General features: G+C 62.0%; 22 protein-coding genes. 11 read left to right on the top strand and 11 right to left on the bottom strand.

The genetic code is table 11. From position 1 onward, the window contains the following. The first annotated feature begins 18 nt into the window (after nucleotides 1–18). From ACMUVN_RS20570 to ACMUVN_RS20560, 3 genes are all read left to right on the top strand, one after another. On the top strand, nucleotides 19–1,218 hold the full coding sequence (locus tag ACMUVN_RS20570; RefSeq protein ID WP_028755518.1) for a phosphoglycerate kinase: 1,200 nt from the start codon (nucleotides 19–21) through the stop codon (nucleotides 1,216–1,218). Between the two features lie 224 nt (nucleotides 1,219–1,442). Next, nucleotides 1,443–2,468, top strand: coding sequence for a class I fructose-bisphosphate aldolase (locus ACMUVN_RS20565; protein WP_028755517.1), 1,026 nt, complete (start codon nucleotides 1,443–1,445; stop codon nucleotides 2,466–2,468). Nucleotides 2,469–2,603: 135 nt separating this feature from the next. Continuing rightward, nucleotides 2,604–3,527 carry a PhzF family phenazine biosynthesis protein gene (locus ACMUVN_RS20560; protein WP_063475343.1) on the top strand — a complete coding sequence of 308 codons (924 nt, stop codon included), beginning with the start codon at nucleotides 2,604–2,606 and terminating at the stop codon, nucleotides 3,525–3,527. Between the two features lie 37 nt (nucleotides 3,528–3,564). Here the strand turns inward: ACMUVN_RS20560 and ACMUVN_RS20555 are convergent, their stop codons facing one another. Continuing rightward, a complete protein-coding gene (locus ACMUVN_RS20555) occupies nucleotides 3,565–3,729 on the bottom strand; it encodes a hypothetical protein (RefSeq protein ID WP_088930352.1) in 165 nt (54 codons plus the stop codon). Between the two features lie 173 nt (nucleotides 3,730–3,902). Between ACMUVN_RS20555 and ACMUVN_RS20550 the strand changes: the two genes are divergently transcribed. The 3 genes from ACMUVN_RS20550 to ACMUVN_RS20540 all read left to right on the top strand — a co-directional run bounded on the left by ACMUVN_RS20550 (nucleotide 3,903) and on the right by ACMUVN_RS20540 (nucleotide 6,373). Then, the gene (locus ACMUVN_RS20550; protein WP_063475342.1) at nucleotides 3,903–5,201 is read left to right on the top strand and encodes an MFS transporter; all 1,299 of its coding nucleotides are present in this window, start codon (nucleotides 3,903–3,905) and stop codon (nucleotides 5,199–5,201) included. Between the two features lie 76 nt (nucleotides 5,202–5,277). Then, on the top strand, nucleotides 5,278–5,469 hold the full coding sequence (locus ACMUVN_RS20545; protein ID WP_028755514.1) for a DUF1192 domain-containing protein: 192 nt from the start codon (nucleotides 5,278–5,280) through the stop codon (nucleotides 5,467–5,469). Between the two features lie 388 nt (nucleotides 5,470–5,857). Further along, nucleotides 5,858–6,373, top strand: coding sequence for a DUF1465 family protein (locus ACMUVN_RS20540; protein WP_028755513.1), 516 nt, complete (start codon nucleotides 5,858–5,860; stop codon nucleotides 6,371–6,373). 208 nt (nucleotides 6,374–6,581) lie between these two features. Here the strand turns inward: ACMUVN_RS20540 and rpmE are convergent, their stop codons facing one another. Next, a complete protein-coding gene (gene rpmE, locus ACMUVN_RS20535; RefSeq protein WP_028755512.1) occupies nucleotides 6,582–6,803 on the bottom strand; it encodes a 50S ribosomal protein L31 in 222 nt (73 codons plus the stop codon). Nucleotides 6,804–6,996: 193 nt separating this feature from the next. On the opposite strand from rpmE, the gene ACMUVN_RS20530 reads away from it, so the two are divergent. From ACMUVN_RS20530 to ACMUVN_RS20510, 5 genes are all read left to right on the top strand, one after another. Continuing rightward, nucleotides 6,997–8,799, top strand: a complete 1,803-nt coding sequence (locus ACMUVN_RS20530; protein ID WP_063475341.1) for an ABC transporter transmembrane domain-containing protein — start codon at nucleotides 6,997–6,999, stop codon at nucleotides 8,797–8,799. A 144-nt stretch (nucleotides 8,800–8,943) separates the two neighbouring features. After that, on the top strand, nucleotides 8,944–9,936 hold the full coding sequence (locus ACMUVN_RS20525) for a Bug family tripartite tricarboxylate transporter substrate binding protein (RefSeq protein ID WP_028755510.1): 993 nt from the start codon (nucleotides 8,944–8,946) through the stop codon (nucleotides 9,934–9,936). A 237-nt stretch (nucleotides 9,937–10,173) separates the two neighbouring features. Beyond that, entirely contained in the window at nucleotides 10,174–10,362 is a 189-nt protein-coding gene (locus tag ACMUVN_RS20520) for a YegP family protein (RefSeq protein WP_028755509.1), read from the top strand. Nucleotides 10,363–10,632: 270 nt separating this feature from the next. Continuing rightward, a complete protein-coding gene (locus tag ACMUVN_RS20515) occupies nucleotides 10,633–10,971 on the top strand; it encodes a YciI family protein (RefSeq protein WP_028755508.1) in 339 nt (112 codons plus the stop codon). 7 nt (nucleotides 10,972–10,978) lie between these two features. Then, nucleotides 10,979–12,217, top strand: coding sequence for an RNA polymerase sigma factor (locus ACMUVN_RS20510; RefSeq protein WP_028755507.1), 1,239 nt, complete (start codon nucleotides 10,979–10,981; stop codon nucleotides 12,215–12,217). Here ACMUVN_RS20510 and ACMUVN_RS20505 read toward each other — a convergent pair whose 3' ends face one another. The 9 genes from ACMUVN_RS20505 to ACMUVN_RS20465 all read right to left on the bottom strand — a co-directional run bounded on the left by ACMUVN_RS20505 (nucleotide 12,218) and on the right by ACMUVN_RS20465 (nucleotide 23,975). Then, a complete protein-coding gene (locus ACMUVN_RS20505) occupies nucleotides 12,218–13,249 on the bottom strand; it encodes a peptidoglycan -binding protein (RefSeq protein ID WP_028755506.1) in 1,032 nt (343 codons plus the stop codon). It abuts the gene before it with no gap. A 3-nt stretch (nucleotides 13,250–13,252) separates the two neighbouring features. After that, nucleotides 13,253–14,356 (bottom strand): hypothetical protein, encoded by a 1,104-nt coding sequence (locus ACMUVN_RS20500; protein WP_028755505.1) that lies wholly within the window; start codon nucleotides 14,354–14,356, stop codon nucleotides 13,253–13,255. A gap of 111 nt (nucleotides 14,357–14,467) precedes the next feature. After that, nucleotides 14,468–15,268 (bottom strand): inositol monophosphatase family protein, encoded by an 801-nt coding sequence (locus ACMUVN_RS20495; protein WP_028755504.1) that lies wholly within the window; start codon nucleotides 15,266–15,268, stop codon nucleotides 14,468–14,470. A gap of 245 nt (nucleotides 15,269–15,513) precedes the next feature. Further along, complete coding sequence (locus tag ACMUVN_RS20490; RefSeq protein WP_028755503.1) at nucleotides 15,514–16,611, bottom strand: protein-glutamate methylesterase/protein-glutamine glutaminase; 1,098 nt, start codon at nucleotides 16,609–16,611, stop codon at nucleotides 15,514–15,516. 120 nt (nucleotides 16,612–16,731) lie between these two features. Next, nucleotides 16,732–17,586 (bottom strand): CheR family methyltransferase, encoded by an 855-nt coding sequence (locus tag ACMUVN_RS20485; RefSeq protein ID WP_028755502.1) that lies wholly within the window; start codon nucleotides 17,584–17,586, stop codon nucleotides 16,732–16,734. Nucleotides 17,587–17,616: 30 nt separating this feature from the next. Further along, a complete protein-coding gene (locus ACMUVN_RS20480) occupies nucleotides 17,617–18,099 on the bottom strand; it encodes a chemotaxis protein CheW (RefSeq protein WP_028755501.1) in 483 nt (160 codons plus the stop codon). Then, on the bottom strand, nucleotides 18,096–19,901 hold the full coding sequence (locus ACMUVN_RS20475) for a methyl-accepting chemotaxis protein (RefSeq protein WP_028755500.1): 1,806 nt from the start codon (nucleotides 19,899–19,901) through the stop codon (nucleotides 18,096–18,098). The genes ACMUVN_RS20480 and ACMUVN_RS20475 overlap by 4 nt, the downstream gene beginning before the upstream one ends. A gap of 220 nt (nucleotides 19,902–20,121) precedes the next feature. Further along, nucleotides 20,122–22,044: a methyl-accepting chemotaxis protein gene (locus ACMUVN_RS20470; RefSeq protein ID WP_063475340.1), complete on the bottom strand. Its 1,923-nt coding sequence runs from the start codon at nucleotides 22,042–22,044 to the stop codon at nucleotides 20,122–20,124. A 221-nt stretch (nucleotides 22,045–22,265) separates the two neighbouring features. Further along, complete coding sequence (locus tag ACMUVN_RS20465; RefSeq protein WP_063475339.1) at nucleotides 22,266–23,975, bottom strand: methyl-accepting chemotaxis protein; 1,710 nt, start codon at nucleotides 23,973–23,975, stop codon at nucleotides 22,266–22,268. Nucleotides 23,976–23,987 lie beyond the last annotated feature (12 nt).

The following is a 23,987-nucleotide window of genomic DNA, read 5'->3' as shown; positions in this document are numbered from 1 at the left end:
CCAAGACTGGATCTGCCCATGCCTTCTTTCAAGACCCTTGACGATCTCACTGACATCCGCGGCAAGCGCGTTCTCGTCCGCGTCGACCTCAATGTTCCGGTCAAGGACGGCAAGGTCACCGATACGACCCGCATCGAGCGTGTGGCGCCGACGATTCTCGAACTGTCTGAGAAGGGCGCCAAGGTGATCCTGCTGGCCCATTTCGGCCGGCCGAAGGACGGCCCTTCGCCTGATCTCTCGCTGTCGCTGATCGCCCCTTCGGTCGAGGAAGTGCTTGATCATGCCGTGCTGACGGCCTCCGACTGCATCGGCGAGGCAGCCGCCTCCGCCGTCGCCGCGATGAATGACGGCGATATCCTGCTTCTGGAAAACACCCGCTTCCACAAGGGCGAAGAAAAGAACGACGCCGACTTCACCAAGGCGCTTGCCGCCAATGGCGATATCTATGTCAACGACGCCTTTTCCGCCGCCCACCGCGCCCATGCCTCGACCGAGGGCCTTGCTCACCACCTGCCGGCCTATGCCGGCCGCACCATGCAGGCCGAGTTGGAGGCGCTGGAAAAAGGCCTCGGCGATCCCGCTCGTCCTGTTGTCGCGATCGTCGGCGGCGCCAAGGTCTCGACCAAGATCGACCTCCTGATGAACCTCGTGAAGAAGGTCGATGCGCTCGTCATCGGCGGCGGCATGGCCAATACCTTCATCGCCGCCCGCGGCACCAATGTCGGCAAGTCGCTCTGCGAACATGATCTCGCCGAAACCGCCAAGCAGATCATGATCGAGGCCGCGACCGCCGGCTGCGCCATCATCCTGCCGGAGGATGGCGTGATCGCCCGCGAGTTCAAGGCAGGTGCTGCCAACGAGACGGTCGATATCAACGCTATTCCCGCCGATGCCATGGTGCTCGATGTCGGCAAAAAATCCGTCGAGGCCATCAACGCCTGGATCGAGCGCGCTGCAACCCTGGTCTGGAACGGCCCGCTCGGCGCCTTCGAGATCGAACCCTTCGATGCCGCAACCGTTGCTGCCGCGAAATACGCCGCGGGGCGCACCGCCGCCGGCAAGCTCACCTCGGTTGCCGGCGGCGGCGACACCGTCTCAGCCCTGAACCATGCCGGCGTTGCCGACGACTTCACCTATGTCTCGACCGCCGGCGGCGCCTTCCTCGAATGGATGGAAGGCAAAGAGCTTCCCGGCGTCGCCGTCCTCAACGGCAGATAATCGCGAAACCTGATTTGACAGGTTTTACATGTGGATAGACCGTGGAGGCCAAGCGCTTTCCGCGGTCTTTTGCTCAGCGCGCGGAAAAAATCCCAGATTTTCAAACGATTGAATTGATTTCAATCGTTTCAATGACTTAGCCTTCCATTTTCCTCTCTATAAACTTCTGTTATCGCCGTCCTATATTCTTAATCGCCGATGTTTAATGCTGTGGAGAGAACGAGATGAGCGAACGACTGGAAGACATTGCAGTGCAGATGGTTACGGGCGGCCGGGGACTGCTCGCAGCTGATGAATCGACCTCCACCATCAAGAAGCGTTTCGACACGATCAATCTCGAATCGACCGAAACGAGCCGTCGCGACTACCGGGAGATGCTCTTCCGCTCCGACGAGGCGATGAAGAAATATATCTCCGGCGTCATCCTTTACGAAGAGACGCTCTTCCAAAAGGCCGCGGACGGCACGCCTTTCGTCGATATCATCCGCGCTGCCGGTTCCATTCCCGGCATCAAGGTCGATACCGGCGCCAAGCCGATGGCCAAGTATCCTGGCGAAACCATCACCGAAGGCCTAGACGGTCTCGGCGAGCGCCTTGCCCGGTATTATGAAGCCGGTGCCCGCTTCGCCAAATGGCGCGGCGTCATCGCCATCTCATCGACGCTGCCGACCCGCGGTTCCGTCCGCGCCAACGCTCAGGCGCTTGCTCGTTATGCCGCACTCTGCCAGGAGGCCAGGATCGTCCCGATCGTCGAGCCGGAATGCCTGATGGACGGCAAGCCGGGCGACCACACTATCGACCGCTGCGCCGAAGTGACCGAATCCACGCTGCGCATCGTTTTCGAGGAACTGGCCGATGCCCGCGTCAGCCTCGAAGGCATGATCCTGAAGCCGAACATGGTGATCGACGGTAAGAATGCCCGCAAAGCCTCGGTCGCGGAAGTCGCCGAACGTACCGTGCAGGTGCTGAAGCGCACGGTTCCGTCAGCGGTTCCCGGCATTGCCTTCCTCTCCGGCGGCCAGTCGACCGAAGAGGCGAGTGCGCATCTTTCCGCCATCAATGCCACAGCCGACCTGCCCTGGTTCGTTACCTTCTCCTACGGCCGCGCCCTGCAGGACAGCGCGCTCAAGGCCTGGAACGGCAAACAGGAAAACGTCGCCGCCGGCCAGCGCGAGTTCACCCACCGCGCCGAGATGAACAGCCTCGCCGCCAAGGGCAGCTGGAAGAAAGACCTGGAAAAGGCAGCCTGATTTTTCAAGCTTGAGATTTGGGCAGGGAGCGGCAAACACAGCTTCCTGCCCTCTCATTGTCACGGCGACAAGAAACCGCTTCGTTCCTTGAAAAACCGTGATTATTCATAGCGGCCTGCCACAACGGGAGCCGCAATGAACACCCTCTCCTACATCACTGTCGATGTCTTCACCTCCACCCGTTTCGAGGGTAACCCGCTTGCCGTCATTTCCGATGCGCGCGGTCTCAGCGATGCGGTGATGCAGAAGATCGCCACCGAGTTCAACTATTCCGAAGTCACCTTCGTGCTGCCGCCGGAAGACCCGCAAAACTCCGCTCATGTGCGCATCTTCACCCCGACGATGGAAATACCCTTCGCCGGCCATCCGAATGTCGGCACCGCCTATGTGCTCGGCCAGCAGGCGAAGATCTTCGGCAAGCCGGTCGGCGATACGCTGCGCTTCGAGGAAAAGGCCGGCATCGTCGAGGTCAGCCTGAAACGCAGCGGCGGAAAGGTTGTTGCTACCGCCATCCGCGCACCGCAATTGCTGACGATCGGCGATACCATTGCCGCAGAAACCATTGCACGCTGCGTCTCGATCGATCCCAGTGTCATCGTCAGCACCACCCATGCCCCGGTCTTTGCGTCCGTCGGGTTGAACTTCGCCGTCTCAGAGCTGAACGGGCTCGAAGCACTGGCCGCTGCCCGTCCGGACCTTGCGGGTTTCCAGGGGGCGGCTGGCCGCCAGGCGACGAACGGCCACGATTTCTCGCTCTTTCTTTATGTCAGAACATCCGATGATCCCTGGCATATCCGCGCCCGCATGTTCGCGCCCCTCGACAACGTGCCCGAGGATCCGGCGACGGGCAGCGCTTCCGCCGCCCTTGGCGCCTATCTCGTCTCGCTTGCGCCCGATCGCGATATGAATGTCCGCATCACCATCGAGCAAGGTGTCGAAATGGGCCGCCGCAGCATCATCGCCCTCGATGTGGTGAAATCAGGCGGCATCGTCACCGATGTCGTCATCTCGGGAAGCTGCGTTCCCGTCATGCGCGGAGAAATCGGCTTGCAAGACTGACGGTCGCAGATCGTGCCGTACCCCAGCTAACCAGGGATTACATCAGGAAGTCGCGCGAAAGCAGTGCCAATGCCCAGACGGCAAAAGCGATCAGCGCGATCTTCCAGAAATCCATCCGTCGCCTCAGGCCTGGAAGCCCGAGCGGCTTGATCAGCTGTATCGCCATGGCAAGGATGAGCAGCAAGGCTATCAGCTTTGTCATGCTTTATTTTTTCCGTTTTTCGGAATGTCACAGGACGGACATTTTTCCGCGCGAACAAGAGAATCTCGACACGCCGTAAAGACATTCCGGGGCACAATCAATCATCTTGAGGCTGGGCTGACGCCGCTCCTGCCTTATGTCCATGCAAATCGCTTAAGACCGAGTCTGGGGAAATGAAGAGAAATCTGCTGTCCGTCGCTGCGCTGCTCTTTGGCACGCTCTTCCTTTTCATGGGCAATGGCCTGCAGGGCATCCTGCTTCCCGTGCGCGGCAATCTCGAAGGTTATGCCACGACGACGCTTGGTCTGCTCGGTACGTCATGGGCTGGGGGCTTTGTCATCGGCTGCCTGGTGGCGCCGAAATTGGTGCGCCGCGTCGGTCATGTGCGCGCCTTTTCCGGCTTCATCTCGATCATCGCCATCATCGCGCTGGTCAGCGGCATCATCATCGATCCGATCTGGTGGGTGATCCTGCGCGCCGTCACCGGCTTCTCCACCGCCGGCACCTCGATGATCATCGAAAGCTGGCTGAACGAGCGCGCCAGCAACGAGAGCCGCGGTGCGATCTTCTCGCTCTATATCGGCATCACATTGCTCGGCGTCGTCGGCGGCCAGATGATGATCCCGCTCGAGGATGTGCGCACGCCTGTCTTGTTCATGATCTGCGGTATCTTCTATTGCATCGCCATGCTGCCGACGACGCTATCGACGGCCGCTTCGCCGCAGCCGTTGAAGGCGGTGCGCCTCGATCTGCCGGCCCTCTATCGCAACTCGCCGGTCTCCTGCCTCGGCATCCTGCTCGTCGGCATCGCCAACGGTGCCTACGGCACGCTCGCTCCTGTATTCGGCGCCGGCGCCGGCCTCTCCGACACCAGCATCGCCATCATGATGAGCTCCACCATCTTCGCCGGCGCCATGATGCAGCTGCCGGCCGGCCGGCTTTCCGACCGTATCGACCGGCGCTACGTGCTCGCCGCCATGTCCGGGATCGCCGCCCTTGCCGGCCTGCTGATCTTTTTTCTCCACCCGACATCCGCCGGCTTGCTGATCGGGCTCGTTGTCCTTTACGGCGCGGTGGCCAATACGCTCTATCCGATCGCCGTCGCCCATGCGAACGATTTCGCGGCGTCGGAGGACTTCGTCAAGGTCTCTGGCGGCCTGCTGCTGCTCTACGGCATCGGCACGGTGATCGGCCCGACGATCGGCGGCCCCGTCATGTCGATGATCACCCCGCATGCGCTTTTCCTTGTCACCGCCATCGCTCACGTGCTGATCACCGTTTATGCCATCATCAGGAGCCGTATCCGCGCCGCCGTCCCCGTCAGCGACCGCGACGCCTATACGACGATCCCGACCGGCACCTCGCCGATGCTGACACCACAGAGCATGTCGCTTGCCGATCGCGGCGCCGGCAAGGCTGCCGACACCGGAAAGTCTCCCGAAAGCGGCGATCCTGCTGTAAAGTTCGGTTAGAGCAGTTCCAGCAAAAGTGCGCAGCGGTTTTGCGTCCGGAATTGCTTTGACAGAACAGCAAAACGGAGGACGAACCATGAGCTTCATCGATGACGACCGGCCGCAGAAGAAACTCGCCCATGAGATCGGCGCCGATCTCTCCATGCTTTCGGTGGACGAGTTGAAGGCGCGGGTGGAATTGTTGAAGACGGAGATCGCCCGTCTCGAAGCCGAAGCCGCGCGCAAGGCTTCCGGGCGGCAGGCGGCGGAAAGCTTCTTCCGCTCGTGATCCGGTAAACCCCGAAAAACAAGGCTATAGGCGGATAAATGAGCCTGCCTCAAGTCTTACTTCGGTACAGTGTTAATAAAATATTAAGCTTTATAAGGTATTACTATATTCATCCGGATTTTCTCTGGATCTCAGACAGTTTTCCAAGCGGTGAATTGGTCTGATTTTTCTCCCTGTTTTACCTTGAGAGCCGCTTTTGCGGCTCTTCTTTTTCCTATGCCGGCGCGTTTCCACGAAACTGTGGAGATTAACCCTTTCTTAAGAAACGGCTTGCGCATTTGGGCTAATGATACCATCTTAAAGTCATAAAGACCGGGCCTGGAAACTTTTCCGTCGGTGTCGGCGTTACCTGAATATAAAGTAGCTGCGTGCAACAGGGACTATTGCGATGTCGGAAGTTGGATTGAACACGATCAGTTTTGCGGGCCGCGCCGCTGCATCCTCGCAGTTCAAGGCACTTTATGCGGAAGGCATGTCGCTAGTCGAAGAGACCGCCGCCTATCTCGACGGCCAGGGCCGCGCAGCCTCCAAGGTTCTGCCGCGGATGGCCTCGGTTCTTTACGCCGCGGAATCGATGCGTCTCACCACCCGCCTGATGCAGATGGCCTCCTGGCTGCTGTTGCAGCGCGCCGTCAACAATGGCGAAATGTCCCGTGACCAAGTGCTGGCCGAAAAGAACAAGGTCCGCCTCGACGGCTTCAACGTCGACCGCACAGCACCCGGCTGGGGCGACCTGCCGGAATCCTTCCGCGATCTCGTCGAGCGCTCACTGCGTTTGCAGAACCGCATTGCTCTGCTCGACCGCGAGATCTACCGCCCATCCGAAGCCGTGATCGTTCATGACAACCAGAACAGCGTCCAGGCTCAGCTTTCCCTGCTGCAGACCGCCTTCGGCAACAACTGAACGGATCTGCGAGAATTCGATAGAGACCGGCTGCGTCCTGCGCGGCCGGTTTTTTGTTGTCGTCGAACGCCGGCATGCCGACTGCATAATTCAAACTGTTCCAGCGCCGTTTGCGCGTCTGGCAAGACGCGCGGCGCTGTAAGCCACTGCACACGCAAAAAAGCCCGGCGAAACCGGGCTCTCTTCGAATTCCGTCGGGCAGAAGCGATTAGAGGCCGAGGCCGCCGAAACGCTTGTTGAACTTGGAGACGCGGCCACCGCGGTCCATGAGCTGCTGGCTGCCGCCGGTCCAGGCCGGATGCGACTTGGAATCGATTTCAAGGTTCATGACAGCGCCTTCCGAACCCCAGGTCGAGCGGGTTTCGTATTCGGTGCCATCGGTCATGACCACCTTGATCATGTGATATTCGGGATGGATGCCTGCCTTCATAACAATCTTCCTGCGATACCGGAGTTCAATTTGCCGCATGCAGTTGCGGCCAACGAACCGATTGAATAAATGAAGCCGCAGTCGTGATGGCTACGGCTTCCCATTAGGATGCGGTGCCTATACATGAAGGACGCCTAGATAACAAGAGCCAACAGGCCGCATTGCGCGGGTCCTGCGGGCGATCGGAGACGATTTGGCAGAGCAGGCACGGGCTGAAGAAAACAAAAGTCGGTCGCTGCGACCGCTCGGCAGGCTGACGCCCTATGTCATGCGTTATCGCGCCATGGTGGCCGGCGCGCTGATGTCGCTGGCGCTTGCCGCCGTCACCTCGCTGGCGCTGCCGCTTGCCGTGCGCCGCATGATCGATCACGGCTTCACTCATTCCGACGGCCGTTTCATCAACAGCTACTTCGCCATGCTTATGGTCATGGCCATCGTCCTCGCGGTCGCGAGCGCGCTGCGCTATTATTTCGTCATCACCATCGGCGAGCGCATCGTCGCCGATCTACGCCGCGATGTCTTCTCCCATGTGACGAGGCTGTCGCCCTCGTTCTTCGATGTCAACCAGTCCGGCGAGATCGTCTCGCGCCTGACTGCCGATACGACTCAGATCAAGTCCGCCGTCGGCGCCACCGCTTCGGTGGCGCTCAGAAACCTCATCCTCTGTATCGGCGCCATGGGCATGATGATCGTCACCTCGCCGAAGCTTTCGAGCCTCGTCATCGGAGCGATCCCGCTGATCGTCTTCCCGCTCGTCGCCTTCGGCCGCTCGGTGCGCAAGCGCTCGCGCGCCGCCCAGGATACGCTCGCCGACGCCTCCGCCTTCGCCAACGAGACGATCGCCGCGACCCGCACCGTCCAGGCCTTCAACGGCGAGGATGCCGCAGCGACGCGTTACGGCACCGCCGTCGAATCCGCCTATGACGCCGCCCGGGCAGCCATCCGCTCGCGCGCGCTGCTGACGGGGATCGCCATTACGCTGATCTTCGGCAGCGTCGTCGCCGTGCTCTGGGTCGGGGCCCATAGCGTTCTTGCCGGCACCCTTTCTGCCGGCACGCTCGGCCAGTTTCTGCTCTATGCCGTCATCTCCGCCGGTTCGCTGGGCGCGCTGTCGGAGGTCTGGGGCGAACTCTCGCAGGCAGCCGGCGCTGCCGACCGGCTGACCGAACTTCTCGACGAGGTTTCGCCGATTGCCGCCCCCGCCACTCCGCAGCCGCTTCCGTCCCCTGGCCGCGGCCGCGTCGAATTCGCAGACGTGCATTTCGCCTATCCCTCACGCCCCGGCAAATCGGCGCTGCATGGCTTAAACTTCGCCATCACGCCGGGCGAGACCGTTGCCATCGTCGGCCCTTCCGGTGCCGGCAAGAGCACCGTCTTTTCGCTGCTGCTGCGCTTCTACGATCCGCAGCAGGGCAGCGTGAAGATCGACGGGGTCGACGCCCAGCTGACCACGCCCGACGAGCTGCGTCAGCGCATCGCCATCGTGCCGCAGGACGTCACCATCTTTGCCGCCTCGATCCATGACAACATCGCCTTCGGCCGTCCCGGCGCCTCGCGTGACGAGGTCCGCGCCGCAGCCCTTGCCGCCCAGGCTGACGAATTCATCGCCCGATTGGATAGGGGCTACGAGACGGAAGTCGGCGAACGCGGCATCACGCTCTCCGGCGGCCAGCGCCAGCGCATCGCCATTGCCCGCGCCATCCTGAAGAACGCGCCCGTGCTGCTGCTCGACGAAGCGACCTCCGCCCTCGACGCCGAAAGCGAGACGCTGGTGCAGAAAGCCCTCGACGGCCTTGTCGACGGCCGCACGACGCTGGTCATCGCCCATCGCCTGGCAACGGTTCTGAAAGCCGATCGCATCCTGGTCATGGATCAGGGCCGCGTCGTCGAGGAGGGCACGCATAAGAGCCTGATCCGCCATGGCGGTATCTATGCGCGGCTGGCACGGCTGCAATTCGACGCCGCCAACGAGGATGTACTCGCCGCCGCCAAATAGCCGGCGCGCATCTCTCCTGCCAAAAGCGACTAAAGTCTGAACCTCGCAGCACCTCTCCGCGGTTGCCTTTCGCGCGGTCTGCCCTACCCTCTTCATTCCCCGGGGTGGGGATATCGCTGTAGAAATTCTTGGGAGGAGATGGGAATGGCGCTTTCCGATATGACGCGACGTGCGGGCCTTGTGCTCGGTTTCGGTGTGCTTGCGGCCTTTGCCGCCGGCGCAACTGCCGCTGCCGCGGATTTTCCTGATCGCGCGATCACCATGGTCGTGCCCTTCGCGGCCGGCGGCTCGACCGATGTCGTTGCCCGCATCGTCGCGCAGAAGATGTCGGAGGATCTGGGCCAGCAGGTGATCGTCCAGAACGTCGCCGGCGCCGGCGGCAATCTCGGCGCCGGCAATGTCGCCCGCGCTGAACCGGACGGCTACACCATTCTGATGGGCACGGTCGCAACCCACGCCCTCAACCCGCTGATCCTCAAATCGACCCCATACGATCCCGAGAAGGATTTCGCGCCGGTCTCGCTGCTCGTCATCGTGCCCAACGTTCTGGTCGTCAATCCGGAATTGCCGGCAAAGACCGTGCAGGAGTTGATCGCGCTGTTGAAGGCCGAGCCCGACAAATACAGTTACGCCTCGTCGGGCAACGGTACGCCGCTGCATCTTTCCGGCGAACTCTTCAAGTCCATGGCCGGCGTCAGCATGCAGCACATCCCCTATAAGGGCGCCGGCCCGGCATTGAACGACGTCATCGGCAACCAGGTGCCGATCATGTTCGACAACCTGCCCTCTTCATCGAGCCACATCAAGGCCGGTACGCTGCGGGCGCTGGCGGTGACCACAGGCCAGCGCGCCCCTTCCTTCCCCGATGTGCCGACGGTCGCCGAGTCGGGCATACCAGGTTACGAGACCTATACATGGAACGCCCTTTTTGCCCCGGCCAAAACGCCGGACGAGGTGATCTTGCGTCTCAACGCTTCGGCCAAAAAGGCGCTCGCCGACCCGGCCGTTGCCGAACGGATGAAAGAATTCAGCGCCACCATCGTCGGCTCGACGCCGGAAGAACTTGCCACCCATGTGAAGGCCGAACTCGCCAAATGGGGACCGGTCGTCAAGGGGGCGAATATCCAGATGGAGTGATGTCGGAGCATCATGCCTCTTCCATCGCGAACAGGATTCGGATTTTAGGCCGGCCCGGCCTGAAATCTCTTGTTGTCGCGGCGAAGCGTCCGGCCTCTCCTTTGCTAGCGTCCAATGGAAATGGTGACAATTGGACGCTAAGCAATTCAATTCAAATTAAGGTAGTGGAAAAGCTCGCCATTTTGATCTAGCCTCCGCTACGCTGATGGTTGCAATTCAGCGTTTCGGGAGACATCCATGTATAAATTCGAAGTTTATAAGGATAAGGCCGGCGAGTTCCGCTTCCGCTTCAAGGCATCGAACGGCGAAGCCATGTTCTCGTCCGAGGGCTACAAGGCGAAGGCGTCGGCCGTGAACGCCATCGAATCCATCAAGAAGAACGCACCCGGCGCCGAAATCGTCGATCAGACGAAGGCCGAATCCTGATCAGATCGGCAGGGGCGGCGTCAACGCAGCTCCTGCCCTTTCGCGCCCTTGAGCAGCGCCGGCACCCTTGAGTCTGCCCGTTTGCTGGTGATTTTTCGGCGCCATTTTCTTTTTCGCATATTTTTTGAAAACCATGTCGAAACGACCGATGGCCGCGCCTCATTGTTTTGGAACGGCCCTCCGCTCCGCCGGGCTTTACAGCTCTCGGGATATCGGTCCCCGATATCGGCATGCCCGGATCAACGCCAACAACGAGATCAGGAGTTTTCCATGCAATATGCTCTCATCATTCGCGAAGCCGCCGAGGATTTCGAGCGCCGCAGCGATCCGGCCTATCGAGATGGCTGGGTCGCCTACAGCAAGGCGCTTGCTCAGGCAGGGATCATGACCGGCGGCGCCGGGCTGACCGGCCCGGAGACCGGCACGATCGTACGCCGCAAAGGCGGGGAACACGATGTTCAGGACGGCCCCTATCCGGAAGGCAAGGAACAGCTCGGCGGCTTCTATCTGATCGACGTCCCCGACATCGACACCGCGCTTGAATGGGCGACCCGCGTTCCGATCTCCGACAAGGGTTCTGTCGAGGTGCGCCCGCGCCTGCAGATGTGAGGCGACGATGCCGCCTGATGCCGGACGCGCTGCCGAAAAGGTGGCGCGTCAATCCTACGGCAAGCTGATCGCTTTCCTCGCCGCCCGCTCGCGCGACGTGCCGGCGGCGGAAGACGCATTGTCGGAAGCGCTGGCCTCGGCCCTTCGCGTTTGGCCAGAGCGCGGCATTCCCGGCAATCCGGAGGCCTGGCTGCTGGTGGCTGCACGCCGCAACCTCATGCAGGCCACCCGCCACCGCACCGTCGAGGCCAAGGCGCAAACGACGATATTGATCGCCTTCGAAGAAGCGGAGGAACGCATGAACGAGGCCGGCAAAGCCATCTTTCCCGATGAACGGCTGAAGCTGCTCTTTGCCTGTACCCATCCCGCCATCGACAGCTCCGTGCATACGGCGCTGATGCTGCAGACCGTTCTCGGCATCGAGGCGCGAACCATCGCGCGAACCTTCGTCGTTTCGCCGGATACGATGAGCCAACGGCTGGTGCGGGCCAAGGCGAAGATTCGCGATGCCGGCATTCCGTTCGCCGTTCCGCCGCGTCCCGCCTTGCCCGGGCGGCTCGCCGCGGTGCTCTCGGCGATCTACGCCGCCTACGGCCTCGGCTGGGACGGCCTCGACGGCGAAGAAGAGCGCCATTCGCTCGCCGGCGAAGCGATCTGGCTCGGCCGAGCGCTTCTGGCGGTACTGCCGGACGAACCGGAGGCAATCGGCCTCCTCTCGTTGATGCTTCACTGCGAAGCCCGTCGCAACGCCCGGCGCGACAGCGATGGTCGATATGTGCCGCTAGACGAACAGGATACCGCTGCGTGGAACGCAATCATGATCGCCGAGGCGGATTCGCTGCTACGCAAGGCCGGCAGTTTCAACCGTTTCGGCCCCTTCCAGTGCCAGGCGGCGATCCAGTCCGTGCATGCGGCGCGCCGGCTGTCGGGAAAGACCGACTGGCAGGCGTTGACAACACTCTACGCGGCGCTGGTGATGATGAAACCCACGCTGGGTGCACATGTCAGCCAGGCTGCGGTGATCGGCAGGGCGCTGAATGCGGCCGCTGGCCTGAAACGGCTCGACCAGCTCGATCCGCGCGCTGTCGCCAGCTACCAGCCCTACTGGGCGGTGCGCGCCTTTCTTCTGTCGCAGGCCGGCGACGATACCGCGGCGGCCGACGCCTATATGACAGCGATCGGCCTCAGTGACAGCCCCGCCGTCCGCGATTTTCTCGCCGGCCGGCTGAAGGAGGCGCGGCTGTAATCATTTCTCAGTGAGCTTCAGCTCGATGCGGCGGTTGGTGGCGCGCGCGTCCGGCGTATCGCCTGGCGCGATCGGCTGAAACTCGCCGAAGCCGGCGGCAACGAGCCGGTCGGCCGGCACGCCCTGCGCGATCAGGAACTTGACGACCGAGATCGCGCGCGCCGAGGAAAGTTCCCAATTGTCGCGATAGCGGCCCGTTCCGCCAAGCGGCACATTGTCGGTATGGCCGTCGACGCGCAGCACCCAGTTGATCTCCGGCGGAATTTCCTTGGCGAGATCGAGAAGGGCGGCGGCGAGCTTTGCCATCTCCGTCTGACCCTCCGGATTGAGATCGGCGCCGCCCGAGGGAAACAGCACTTCCGACTGGAAGACGAACCGATCGCCGACGATACGGATATTCTCGCGATCCGAAAGGATCTCGCGCAGGCGGCCGAAGAAGTCGGAACGGTAGCGGTTCAGTTCCTGCACGCGCGCCGCGAGCGCGACGTTCAGGCGGCTGCCGAGGTCGGCGATCTTGGTCTGCGAGACCCGGTCTTTCTCCTCCGACGCCTGAAGGGCAGCTTCGACGGCGGCGATCTGGCTGCGAAGCGCTGCAATCTGCTGGTTCAGCAGTTCGACCTGGCTGAGCGCCCGCTCGCTCACCTGCTTTTGCTCGTCGAGCTCCTGCGTCATCGCACCGATCCGTTTCTGCGCTGCATCCTGACCGCCCGAACCGGCATTCAGCAGCGCCTGCAGCCGCGAACGGTCGCCTTCGGCACTGGCAAGCGAGGCCTGCAGATTGGCGACCGAATCCTGAAGATCCTGGTTGCTGCCCTTTTCGAGCGCGAGTAGCTGCGTCAGCTCGTTGATCTGGCTGTTGAGGCGATTGAGCACCTCGTCGCGCCCGGTGATCTCGCGGCTGAGGATGAACTGCCCGACGACGAAGACCGTCAGCAGGAACATGATCGAGATGAGCAGCGTCGACAGCGCGTCGACGAAACCCGGCCAATAATCCACCGTGCGTTCGCGGCGGCGGTTGCGGGCAAGAGCCATGGCTTACTTGCCCTCGCTCTTTTCTGTCTGGCTGGCGCGGTCGCGCGTGCGCTCGCCTCTCTCGCCTGCGCGCTCCTGCACGCCGATGCGTTCGGCCAGCCGGTCAAGCGTGCGGCGCATCGCCTTCGCCTCGTCCTGCTGCGCCTCGATCCAGTCGCGCAGCATCTGCTGTTCGTTGCGCATGTTCTTGACGAGGCCCTGAATGCCTTCGGCAAGGCTCGCCATGGCGGCGACGGAGCGCTGGCTGCCGGTGCCGCCCTCTTCGGAGACCTTGCGCAGATAATCGGAGAGCGCGCGCATGTCGTCAGAGGAGGCGCCGGAAACGGCGTCGAGGGCCGGGGCAAGATCGGAGCCGACATCTGTGACCGAGGACAGCCAGTTTTCCAGTTCCATATAGAAGCGGTTCTGCGCGCGGCCGGCCTGCAGATCGAGGAAGCCGAGAATGAGCGAACCGGAGAGGCCGAGCAGCGAGGAGGAGAAGGCCTGGCCCATACCCGAAAGCGGCATGGAAAGCCCTTCCTTCAGCGCCGACAGCACATCCCCCGTGCCGTTCGAGCCGGCATCGAGCGACTGGATGACGATGCTGATCGAACCGATCGTGCCGATGAGGCCCCAGAAGGTGCCGAGCAGGCCGAGGAAGACCAGGAGGCCGATCAGGTAGCGCGAAACGTCGCGCGATTCGTCAAGGCGGGTGGCGATCGAATCGAGGATCGAGCGCAGCGCCGTCGTCGACAGCGCCACCGAGGTCTTGCGGCTGCCGATCAGCGCCCGCATCGGCGCAAGCAGCCGCGGATTGCGGCTGACCTTGTCGGCGCTACCGGCGGCGCGGAACGAGTTGAACCAGCGCACTTCGGGGCGAAGCGCCAGCACGTGATTGAAAACAAGGATGATTCCGACCGCGAGAACGCCGACGATCAGGCCGTTGAGGCCTGGATTGTGCATGAAGGCGGTCTGCGTCTGCCGGAAGAGGATGGCGGCGATAAAGCCGACGATGACCAGGAAAAGCAGCATCGTCCAGAGGAAGGGCATGGGGCTCGAAAGCCTGTAGGCATAACCGCCGGCCGTCTTTTCGGTGGAGCCGATCTCCGCCACATTCACATTTTCCATAGGGTCGCTGCCTCCGGAGTCATTGCTGGCGGAGACTAGAGCAACATTGTGCCGAATTGAAGTATGCCGGGGCGAAAACCGTGACTTTACAACAGCCGGATTTTCGTTCGCTTACTTGGCGGGGATCGGTCGCTTGACGACTTCGATCAGCGCCTTGTGGATGAGTTCGTTGCCGGCGACGATCGCGCCGCTCTCCAGAATGGCCGCCCCGCCGTCCCAATCGGTGACGAACCCGCCGGCTTCACGGATGAGCAGGATGCCGGCCGCCATGTCCCAGGGCGCAAGCTCCGCTTCCCAGAAACCGTCGAAGCGCCCGGCGGCGACATAGGCGAGATCGAGCGTCGGCGAGCCCAGGCGGCGGATGCCCGCCACTTCGCCCATCACGTGGCGAAGCTCGACCAGAAACTTGCCGTGATTACGCTTGCCGAGCGCCGGCACACCGCAGCCGATGACGCAATCCGACAACACGCGGCGCGCAGCGACGCGCAGGCGCCGGTCGTTGAGGAAGGCGCCGCCACCGCGCTCGGCTGTATAGAGCTCGTCGGTCGCCGGATTGAAGACGACGGCGGCAACGATCTCGCCGTTGCGTTCGAGCGCGATCGAAACAGCGAAGGCCGGAATGCCGTGCAGGAAGTTCGTCGTGCCGTCGAGCGGGTCGACGATCCAGCGGTGCGCGCCGTCCGTGCCCTTGATCTCGTCGCTCTCCTCGCCGAGAAAGCCATAGGTGGGACGCGCCTTGAGCAGTTCTTCCCGAACGATCTTTTCGGCCTTGCGGTCGGCAGTGGAAACGAAATCGCCGGGTCCCTTCACCGAAACCTGCAGGTTCTGCACTTCGCCGAAATCACGTCCCAGCGATTTTCCTGCCTTGAGGGCAGCCTGAACCATGACATTGAGAAGAGCTGAACGGGCCATCGGCGCATTTTTCCTTGGGACTGATACGGGGCGCGCACTGCCAGGGGCGGGAAATGTCCCTGAACATGCATGACAGGCAGCGCTGCAAAGATTGGCGGCCTCAAGACCACAAAATCAGGGAAATTTCAAGGGGAGGCGCGCATGGCTGCCCTGCGACACCGGAAACCGCCGATTATGCTGAACGGATTAAATCCGCGCCATCTTCCGGGACCGCCCGTTTTACGCAGTTTCCCTCGAAACTCATCTCAGAATTTCTGCTGCGTTATCAGCACTTCGCGAGCGATCTGATCGAGCGGCAGGATACGGTCGACACCGCCCTTGGCGATCGCCTCCTTCGGCATGCCGAAGACAACCGAACTCGCCTCGTCCTGCGCCACCGTGTAGGCGCCGGCCTGATGCATTTCCAGCATGCCGCGCGCGCCGTCGTCGCCCATGCCGGTCATGATGATGCCCATGGCATTCGAGCCGGCCGAGCGCGCCGCCGAGCGGAAAAGCACGTCGACGGAAGGCCGGTGGCGCGACACCAGCGGTCCGGTCTTCACGCTCACATAGTAGCGCGCACCCTGGCGTTCGAGCAGCATGTGTTTGTCGCCTGGCGCGATCAGCACATGGCCGCGCAGCACCGGATCGCCATCGACGGCTTCCTTGACCTCGACCTCGCAGAGCCCGTTCAGCCGCTTGGCGAAGGCGGCGGTGAATTTCTCCGGCATATGCTGGACGATCACCATGCCGGGTGCATTGGCCGGCAGTTCCTCCAGGAATTCGCGCAGCGCCTCGGTGCCGCCTGTGGAGGCGCCGACGCAGACGACCATCTCCGTCGTCTTCGCCATGGCCCGCCCCGTCGGCGGCGGCAGCATCACGTCCGCCGTCAGCTTCTTGGCCGGCCCTTCCGCCGAAGCCGAGCGGATGGTTCCGGCGGCGCGACGCACCGTGGTAAGCCGCGCATGCGAGGCGCTCTTGACGACTTCGCGAATGCGCATCGCATCGTCGGCAAGGCTGTCGGCGGCGCCGATCTTCGATTTCAAGATGACGTCGACGGCGCCGGCCTCCAGCGCCTGGATCAGCGTTTCCGAACCCGCTTCCGTCAGCGACGAGCACATCACGACGGGGATCGGCCGCTGCGACATCAGCTTGCGCAGGAAGGTAATGCCGTCCATGCGCGGCATTTCCACATCGAGCGTGATGACGTCGGGGATCTCCTCCAGCAGCTTCCGCGCCGCCACGAAGGGGTCGGATGCGACCGCCATGATCTCGATATCGGGATCCTGCTCCAAGACATGGGTCAGTGTCTGACGGACGCTGGCAGAATCGTCGATGATCAGAACGCGGATTTTTTTAGCCATGAATGCTCCTAGAGCATGATGCCGAAAAGAATTGGCAATTTTCGGACGACATCATGCTCTAACTCTTTAGTGACACAAAGAGATAGAGCACGCCCGTGATTGGAAGAAAACGGACATGCTCTAGATGCGCTGAAACACCGTATTCGAGACCTGTTTCAATGGCAGGTCGAAGCCGGTAATCGATTCGGAATGACCGATGAACATGTAGCCGCCCTTCGCCAGGCAGTCGCAGAGGCGGTTGAGCACGCCGGCCTGAGTCTGCTTGTCGAAGTAGATGAGCACGTTGCGGCAGAAGATGACGTTCATCGCCTCGCCGATCGGGTATTTCTCGTCCATCAGGTTCATGCGGGCAAAACCAATCTTGCTGCGCAATTTCGGCGTGATGCGCACCTCCCGCCGATCCGGCTGCTTGGCCGTCAGCACGTATTTGCGCTGCAGGTCACGCGGCACAGGCGCGATGAGGTCTTCCGGGTAGATGCCCCGGCGCGCCGTCTGCAGCACGTCGGTGGAAAGGTCGGTGGCAAGCACGCTGTAGGAGACGTCGTTGCGGCCTTCGGTGAATTCCGCCAACACCATCGCCATCGTATAGGGTTCCGCCCCTGTCGAGCAGGCCGAACTCCAGGTGCGGATGGTCCGCACGCCGCTATTGGCGATCGCCGGCAACGCCACGCTCTGCAAGTAATCGAAATGCTTGGCTTCGCGGAAGAAGTCGGTCTTGTTCGTCGTCACCACGTCGATCAGGTAGACGGTTTCCTGGGCGAGGCCGTCGTGATTGAACAGGAAGTCGCAATAATCGTCGAAGGTCGAATGGTTGGTTGCGCGAAGGCGGCGCCTCAGCCGCCCTTCGAGCATCGTCAGCTTGGTCGGCGGCATCTTGATGCCGCTATAGTCGTAGATGAACCGGGCAAGCTTGTCGAAATTGCGCTTGCTGATCCGGTCCCCCGGCAATTGGGTTTCCACCGCTGCCATACTCATAGAACGCCGTACTCCCAGTTGATGCGCGGGTCAGGCAGCCGATTGCAGTGCCGAGGCGTCCTCGTGCGACAGCAACCGGGCAAGATCGATGATGACGACGAAACCGTTTTCACGGCGAACGACGCCGGCAATATAATCCGAGCGCCAGCGCACGCCGATATCAGGCGCCGCCTCGATCTGTTCGCGCCGGAACGGCGTCACCTCGAAGACGCGGTCGGCGACGAGGCCGAGCGTCAGCAGCCGGCTTTCCATCGGCACGTCGAGGACGAGCACGCGTGTGTGCGGCGTCGGCACGGTCTTCGTCATGCCGAGCTTCAATCGAAGATCGATCGTCGGCACGCCCTGTCCGCGCACGTCACGCAGACCGAGCAGATAGTCGGGACCATTCGGAATCTTGAAAGCTTCCGCATAGTCGAGGATTTCCCGTACCACCTCAACCGGCACGGCGAAGATCTCCTCGCCGAGGCTGAAGGTCACGAATTGCGCTTCCAGGGATGTCGTGGCCATGATCATGCACTTTCCTTAAATTCGACGTCCCCATCATCGGGACCGCCCATGGAGAGATCGAGAGCAAAACCCTTTGCCCGCGCCTGCTGACCGGCGACGCTGTTGGCGGCGAGTTTCCTGGTGCCGAGGTTGCGGCCGGCGGGCGCCGAGCTGCGGACAGTCGCCCTGGCAGCGGGCACGCGGGATTGGCGGGCGCCTGCGGTATCCACCTTGAAGAAGGCGATCGAGGCCTGCAGTTCTTCGGCTTGGCTCGCGAGCTCTTCCGAGGTCGCAGACATTTGCTCGGACGCGCCGGCATTCTGCTGCGTCACCCGATCGAGCTGCTGGATCGCGTCGTTGATCTGCGAGGCGCCCACATCCTGTTCGCGGCAGGCCGCACTGATTTCGGAAACCAGTTCGGCCGTCTTGCGGATGTCGGGCACCAGGCGGCCGAGCATGTCGCCAGCGTCCTGGGCGGCCTTGACCGTATCGCTCGACATCGAGCTGATTTCGGCGGCGGCCGACTGGCTGCGTTCGGCAAGCTTGCGAACCTCGGAGGCGACGACCGCAAAACCCTTGCCGTGTTCACCGGCGCGCGCCGCTTCGACGGCGGCGTTGAGCGCCAGAAGATCGGTCTGGCGGGCAATTTCCTGGACGATGCTGATCTTCTCGGCAATGGTCCGCATCGCCTGCACGGCGCGCGACACCGCTTCGCCACTCATTTCCGCATCCTTGGCGGACTGGCGGGCGATCTTTTCCGTCTGGGCGGCGTTGTCGGCGTTCTGCTTGATGTTGGCGGCCATCTCCTCCATCGAGGCCGACGCCTCTTCGGCCGAAGCCGCCTGTTCGCTGGCGCCCTGCGACACCTGTTCGGAGCTCGAGGACAGTTCCTGGCTGCCGGCCGAAACATTTTCGGCGGCCGCGACCGCATCGGCGACAACGCCACGCAGGCGCTCGACCATCTGGTCGAGCGCAATGCCGAGCGTATCCTTCTCCGAAAGCGGCTTCGGAGACACCGTCAGATCGCCGTCAGCGATCTGTGCCGCAATGTTGGCGGTGACGCGAAGGTTGTCCGTCATGGTGTTGATCATGTTGACCAGATCCTTGATCTCGTCGTTGGTCCTGATCTCGACCTTTTGGTTCAGGTCGCCGATGGCGACGGCGCTGGCAACGTTCATGATCTTGCGCAGGCCGCTGTTGACACCGAGCGCGATCCAAAGCGCGGCGGCGAAGGCGATAAGGGAAGCCCCGATTGCGATACCGATCAACATGTTCTTTGTTGAGCTATAAAGAGCATCGGTATCGCTATCGGCTTGCGCCATCGACTTCTGTTGAAGCGTAACGAGTTTCCCGAAAACCTCTTCCATTTCCGCGACGAGGGCGCGAACCTCCCCTGAGGAAAGGGCCACGGCCGCCGCTCTGTCGCCGCTTTGTTGAATGGAGGCTACTTTGTTGGAGCCTTCATCGAAGCGCTTGGCCAGTTCGATCAACCTGTCCCAGAGGGGCTTGCCTTCAGCAGTTGCGAGCTGTAGGCCGCTTGTCGCGAAGCTGAGCATTTCATCCACGCTTCTCGCCGAATTCTGATAATCCTTTTTGACGATTTCGGAATCCATTTCCAGAAGCGCGTTCTTTTGCCAGCGGACGGCATCGAGCTCGGCAGTTTGCGCCTCCAGAGCCAGTTCCAGCCTTTTTGCAGGCCCGGAAACAAGGTCGCCAACAGCGTCGTTCAGCAAGCTGAGGCTGATGATTCCATAAACCGCGCTACCCACCAGCAACAATATGACAAAGCCGAATGCGGCCGCGAGCTTAAGTTTGATCGTAATACGCATCTCAATATTCCTCTCAGAGAGCGAAGCAATAAATATGGTCCAGGTGGCGCGGCGTCATGCAGCAAAGAAATTCCATCAGGCAAAAGCATCCAACGGAAAGAAATGAATAGGTTCCGTGCCTATCCCCTCGAGCACCGGAAGCCTGCGTCGCGGGCCATGTTGGCTGGCCCACGACAGTTGCAAACGGAGAGAGCACCTATGCGCTTTCTCCAAGGGAGCGCTATGCGCTCTCCCTAAACTCGTCATCGGCCATGTCGGGACCGCCCATCGACATGTCGAGGGCAAATCCTTTCACGCGGGCCTGCTGGCCGGCGACCGTATTGGCCGGCGTCTTGCCGCCCGGTTTGCGTGGTGCCGCCTGAACCCGGCTGCGGGCGGCGAGTTTTGCCGCCGGGGCGCGGTCACGGCGACTGCCGGCCGTATCGACCTTGAAGAAAGCGATCGACGTCTGCAGCTCTTCGGCCTGGGAGGCGAGCTCCTCGGAGGTCGCCGACATCTGCTCGGAAGCGCCAGCATTCTGCTGCGTCACCTTGTCGAGCTGTTGGATCGCTTCATTGATCTGGGCCGCCCCGATATCCTGTTCGCGGCAGGCGGCGCTGATCTCGGAGACCAACTCGGCCGTCTTGCGGATATCGGGCACCAGCCGACCGAGCATTTCGCCGGCTTCCTGGGCGGCTGTCACGGTATCGCTCGACATGGCGCTGATTTCGGCGGCCGCCGACTGGCTGCGTTCGGCGAGTTTGCGAACCTCGGAGGCGACGACCGCAAATCCCTTGCCGTGTTCACCGGCGCGCGCCGCTTCGACTGCGGCGTTCAAAGCCAGCAGATCGGTCTGCCGGGCGATTTCCTGGACGATGCCGATCTTCTGAGCGATCGTGCGCATGGCGTCGACGGCACGGGAGACGGCTTCACCACTGGCTTCCGCATCCTTGGCCGACTGACGGGCGATCTTTTCCGTCTGGGCGGCGTTGTCGGCGTTCTGCTTGATGTTGGAGGCCATCTCTTCCATCGAAGCGGAAGCCTCTTCGGCGGAAGCCGCCTGTTCGGTGGCACCCTGCGAGACCTGCTCGGAGCTTGCCGAAAGCTCCTGGCTGCCGGACGAGACATTCTCGGCCGCGGAGATTGCGTCGGCGACGACGCCGCGCAGGCGCTCGACCATCTGCTCCAGGGCGAGGCCCAGCGCATCCTTGTCGGAGAGCGGCTTCGGAGAGACCGTCAGGTCGCCGTTTGCGATCTGATCGGCGATGCCGGCGGTGGTTCGTAGGTTGGAGATCATGCTCTGCATCGCGATGCCGAGCGTATCCTTGTCCGAAAGCGGCTTGGCGTCGGTGCTGAGGTCGCCCATGGCGATCTGGTCGGCAAGGGCTGCCGTGGCGCGCAGATTGGCGGTCATGGTATTGACCGTGTTGATGAGATCCTTGATCTCGTCATTGGTCTTGACGTCGACCCTCTGGTTGAGATCACCGATTGCGACGGCGTTTGCGACGGTCGTGATCTTCCGCAAGCCGTTGTTGATTCCGAGCGTGATCCACAATGCGGCGGCGAGTGCGACGAGCACGGCGATGCCGGAAGCAGCAGCGAGGATCAGCTTGGTCGAATTATAAAGATCGGTGTTCGAGTGGTTGGTTGCCTGCATGCCCTTGCGCTGGATCTCCGTAAGGGCGGCGATTGCATCGCCCATGTCATTGGTCATCGCTCGAAGGTCGCCGAGTGAAAGCGCCAGTGCGCCTGATTTGTCGCCCTTCGCGTCAAGTTGCTGCAACTCAGTGGATTTTTCACGGAATTTCCCACCGACCGTCCGTAGCTTTTCCCAATGAGGCTTGCCTTCGGCGGTGGCGATGGCAAAACCGGCGTCAACAGCATCGAACATGGCCTGCAGGTTCTGATCGGCTTCCTTGTAGAAAGCGGCGGCTGCGTCGGGGTCCGTGGAAAGCAGCGCGTTCTTCTGAGCGCGGATGGCGTTGACTTCGGCGACATTGGCATTCAGCGCCAGTTCCAGGCGGCGCATCGGGCCGTCGATCATATTGCTGCTCGCCTCGTTCAAAGTGCCGAGGCTGAGGCTTCCATAAACCGCTATGCCGATCAGCAGCAGCGTCATGATGCCGAAGGCAAGACCCAGTTTGAGTTTAATGGTGAAACGCATGTGATACCCCCGATTTGCGGTCAAAACGAATGGAGAGAGACATGTCCCCTTGGCGGGACGTCGAGCTTGGAAGTGATGTGTTGAAACGGGGAAAAGCGATTACATTCACTTCCCGGCAGCCGGACATCTCCATCGCAGCGCCAACGCCTACATGCGTTGGGGGATATTCCCTCCTCGGGCCGCCGGAGCAGCCCGAGGGATCACATTGAGGGCACGAGCGCTTATGCGCTCTCCCTAAAGTCGTCGTCGCTGGCGTCTGGACCGCCCATCGACATGTCGAGAGCAAAGCCCTTGAGACGCTGCTGCTGAGCCGAAACCGTCTGGCCGCGACCCTGTCCATGGCCTTGCGGGGCGGATTTGCGGACAGCGGCCGGGGCTTTGACCACCTTGGCCGAAGCTTTTGGCTGTGCCTTCTGGGCGCCGGGCCGCGCACTACCCGCCGTATCGACCTTGAAGAAGGCGATCGAGGCCTGCAGTTCTTCGGCCTGGGAGGCGAGCTCCTCGGAGGTCGCCGACATCTGCTCGGAGGCGCCGGCATTCTGCTGGGTCACCTTGTCGAGCTGCTGGATCGCCTCGTTGATCTGCGAAGCGCCGATATCCTGTTCGCGGCAGGCTGCACTGATCTCGGAGACCAACTCTGCCGTCTTGCGGATGTCGGGCACCAGCCGGCCAAGCATGTCGCCGGCATCGGCGGCGGCCTTGACCGTATCGCTCGACATCGAGCTGATTTCGGCGGCGGCCGACTGGCTGCGTTCGGCAAGTTTGCGAACCTCGGAGGCGACGACCGCAAAACCCTTGCCGTGTTCACCGGCACGGGCAGCTTCGACGGCAGCGTTGAGCGCCAGAAGATCGGTCTGACGGGCGATTTCCTGGACGATGCCGATCTTCTGGGCGATTGTGCGCATGGCGTCGACGGCACGCGTCACCGCTTCACCGCTGGCTTCCGCGTCCTTGGCCGACTGGCGGGCAATCTTTTCCGTCTGGGCGGCGTTGTCGGCGTTCTGTTTGATGTTGGCGGCCATCTGCTCCATCGAGGCCGACGCCTCTTCGGCCGACGCCGCCTGTTCGGTGGCGCCCTGCGAAACCTGTTCCGAGCTCGCCGAAAGTTCCTGGCTGCCAGAGGAGACGTTGTCCGCGGCCGACAATGCGTCGGCGACGACGCCGCGCAGGCGTTCGATCATCGTATTGACATTGCCCAGAAGCTCGCCGATTTCGTCATGGCTGGTGATATCGGCCATCTTCGTCAGATCGCCCTCCGACACCTCGCGAACCACGGTGTTGGCGCGGTTGAGTCCCTTGCTGATCGTGCTGGCGATCCAGAAGGCGGTGAGAGCAGCGATCAGCAGCGCGACGGCGGCGACTGCCATCATCGTCGTGCGGGTCGTCGTGTACTGCGCTTCGGCGCCGTCATCGGCAGCCTTCATACGCTGCTTTTCAAGTGCCAGGATTTCGCTGAGTGTCGAGTCGATGTCGTTGGCAGCGGCCCGGGCCGTCGAGACGGAGATGGCATTTGCGCCTTCGGCATTGCCGGCCTTCACATATTCGCGGATCTGATCGTCGGCCGCATTGAAGGTCTTGGACAGCTCGGCGATGCGTGCCCAGCGCACTTTGCCCTCTTCCGTTGCCAGCGCCAGCACATGGCTGAAGGCGTCGGCGAATTCCTTGCGGGCCTGATTGCCCTTGGCGATTGCCCCGGCCGACTCGTCTGCGGTCCGGGCGGTGAGCAGGTTCTTCTGCTGGCGGATGGCCTCGAGCTGGGCGATATTGATCTGCTGCGCGAGATCGAGGCGGGCTGCCGGGCCGGAGAGAAGCTTATCGATCGTGTCGTTCAGCGATCCAAGGCTGAGGACACCGTAAGCGGCGGTGCCCATGAGCATCAGAATGATGAAGGTGAACGCGGTCACCAGTTTCGTCTTGATTGTCAGTCGCATGGTCCAAACCCC

This window comes from Rhizobium sp. IY2 (assembly GCF_047532935.1).
Lineage (GTDB): Bacteria > Pseudomonadota > Alphaproteobacteria > Rhizobiales > Rhizobiaceae > Rhizobium > Rhizobium anhuiense.
The sequence above is the reverse complement of the archived record's forward strand: the minus strand, read 5'-3'. Positions and strand labels throughout refer to the sequence as shown.

Bases quoted from the DNA above. Each gene is read 5' to 3' on its own strand.
- ACMUVN_RS20490 (WP_028755503.1), bottom strand. From the start codon at position 16,611: ATGGCTAAAAAAATCCGCGTTCTGATCATCGACGATTCTGCCAGCGTC.
- ACMUVN_RS20505 (WP_028755506.1), bottom strand. From the start codon at position 13,249: ATGGCTCTTGCCCGCAACCGCCGCCGCGAACGCACGGTGGATTATTGG.
- ACMUVN_RS20465 (WP_063475339.1), bottom strand. From the start codon at position 23,975: ATGCGACTGACAATCAAGACGAAACTGGTGACCGCGTTCACCTTCATC.
- ACMUVN_RS20495 (WP_028755504.1), bottom strand. From the start codon at position 15,268: ATGGCCCGTTCAGCTCTTCTCAATGTCATGGTTCAGGCTGCCCTCAAG.
- ACMUVN_RS20525 (WP_028755510.1), top strand. From the start codon at position 8,944: ATGGCGCTTTCCGATATGACGCGACGTGCGGGCCTTGTGCTCGGTTTC.
- ACMUVN_RS20555 (WP_088930352.1), bottom strand. From the start codon at position 3,729: ATGACAAAGCTGATAGCCTTGCTGCTCATCCTTGCCATGGCGATACAG.
- ACMUVN_RS20485 (WP_028755502.1), bottom strand. From the start codon at position 17,586: ATGAGTATGGCAGCGGTGGAAACCCAATTGCCGGGGGACCGGATCAGC.
- ACMUVN_RS20560 (WP_063475343.1), top strand. From the start codon at position 2,604: ATGAACACCCTCTCCTACATCACTGTCGATGTCTTCACCTCCACCCGT.
- ACMUVN_RS20510 (WP_028755507.1), top strand. From the start codon at position 10,979: ATGCCGCCTGATGCCGGACGCGCTGCCGAAAAGGTGGCGCGTCAATCC.
- ACMUVN_RS20540 (WP_028755513.1), top strand. From the start codon at position 5,858: ATGTCGGAAGTTGGATTGAACACGATCAGTTTTGCGGGCCGCGCCGCT.
- ACMUVN_RS20515 (WP_028755508.1), top strand. From the start codon at position 10,633: ATGCAATATGCTCTCATCATTCGCGAAGCCGCCGAGGATTTCGAGCGC.
- ACMUVN_RS20470 (WP_063475340.1), bottom strand. From the start codon at position 22,044: ATGCGTTTCACCATTAAACTCAAACTGGGTCTTGCCTTCGGCATCATG.
- ACMUVN_RS20475 (WP_028755500.1), bottom strand. From the start codon at position 19,901: ATGCGTATTACGATCAAACTTAAGCTCGCGGCCGCATTCGGCTTTGTC.
- ACMUVN_RS20500 (WP_028755505.1), bottom strand. From the start codon at position 14,356: ATGGAAAATGTGAATGTGGCGGAGATCGGCTCCACCGAAAAGACGGCC.
- ACMUVN_RS20520 (WP_028755509.1), top strand. From the start codon at position 10,174: ATGTATAAATTCGAAGTTTATAAGGATAAGGCCGGCGAGTTCCGCTTC.
- ACMUVN_RS20545 (WP_028755514.1), top strand. From the start codon at position 5,278: ATGAGCTTCATCGATGACGACCGGCCGCAGAAGAAACTCGCCCATGAG.
- ACMUVN_RS20550 (WP_063475342.1), top strand. From the start codon at position 3,903: ATGAAGAGAAATCTGCTGTCCGTCGCTGCGCTGCTCTTTGGCACGCTC.
- ACMUVN_RS20570 (WP_028755518.1), top strand. From the start codon at position 19: ATGCCTTCTTTCAAGACCCTTGACGATCTCACTGACATCCGCGGCAAG.
- rpmE (WP_028755512.1), bottom strand. From the start codon at position 6,803: ATGAAGGCAGGCATCCATCCCGAATATCACATGATCAAGGTGGTCATG.
- ACMUVN_RS20565 (WP_028755517.1), top strand. From the start codon at position 1,443: ATGAGCGAACGACTGGAAGACATTGCAGTGCAGATGGTTACGGGCGGC.
- ACMUVN_RS20480 (WP_028755501.1), bottom strand. From the start codon at position 18,099: ATGATCATGGCCACGACATCCCTGGAAGCGCAATTCGTGACCTTCAGC.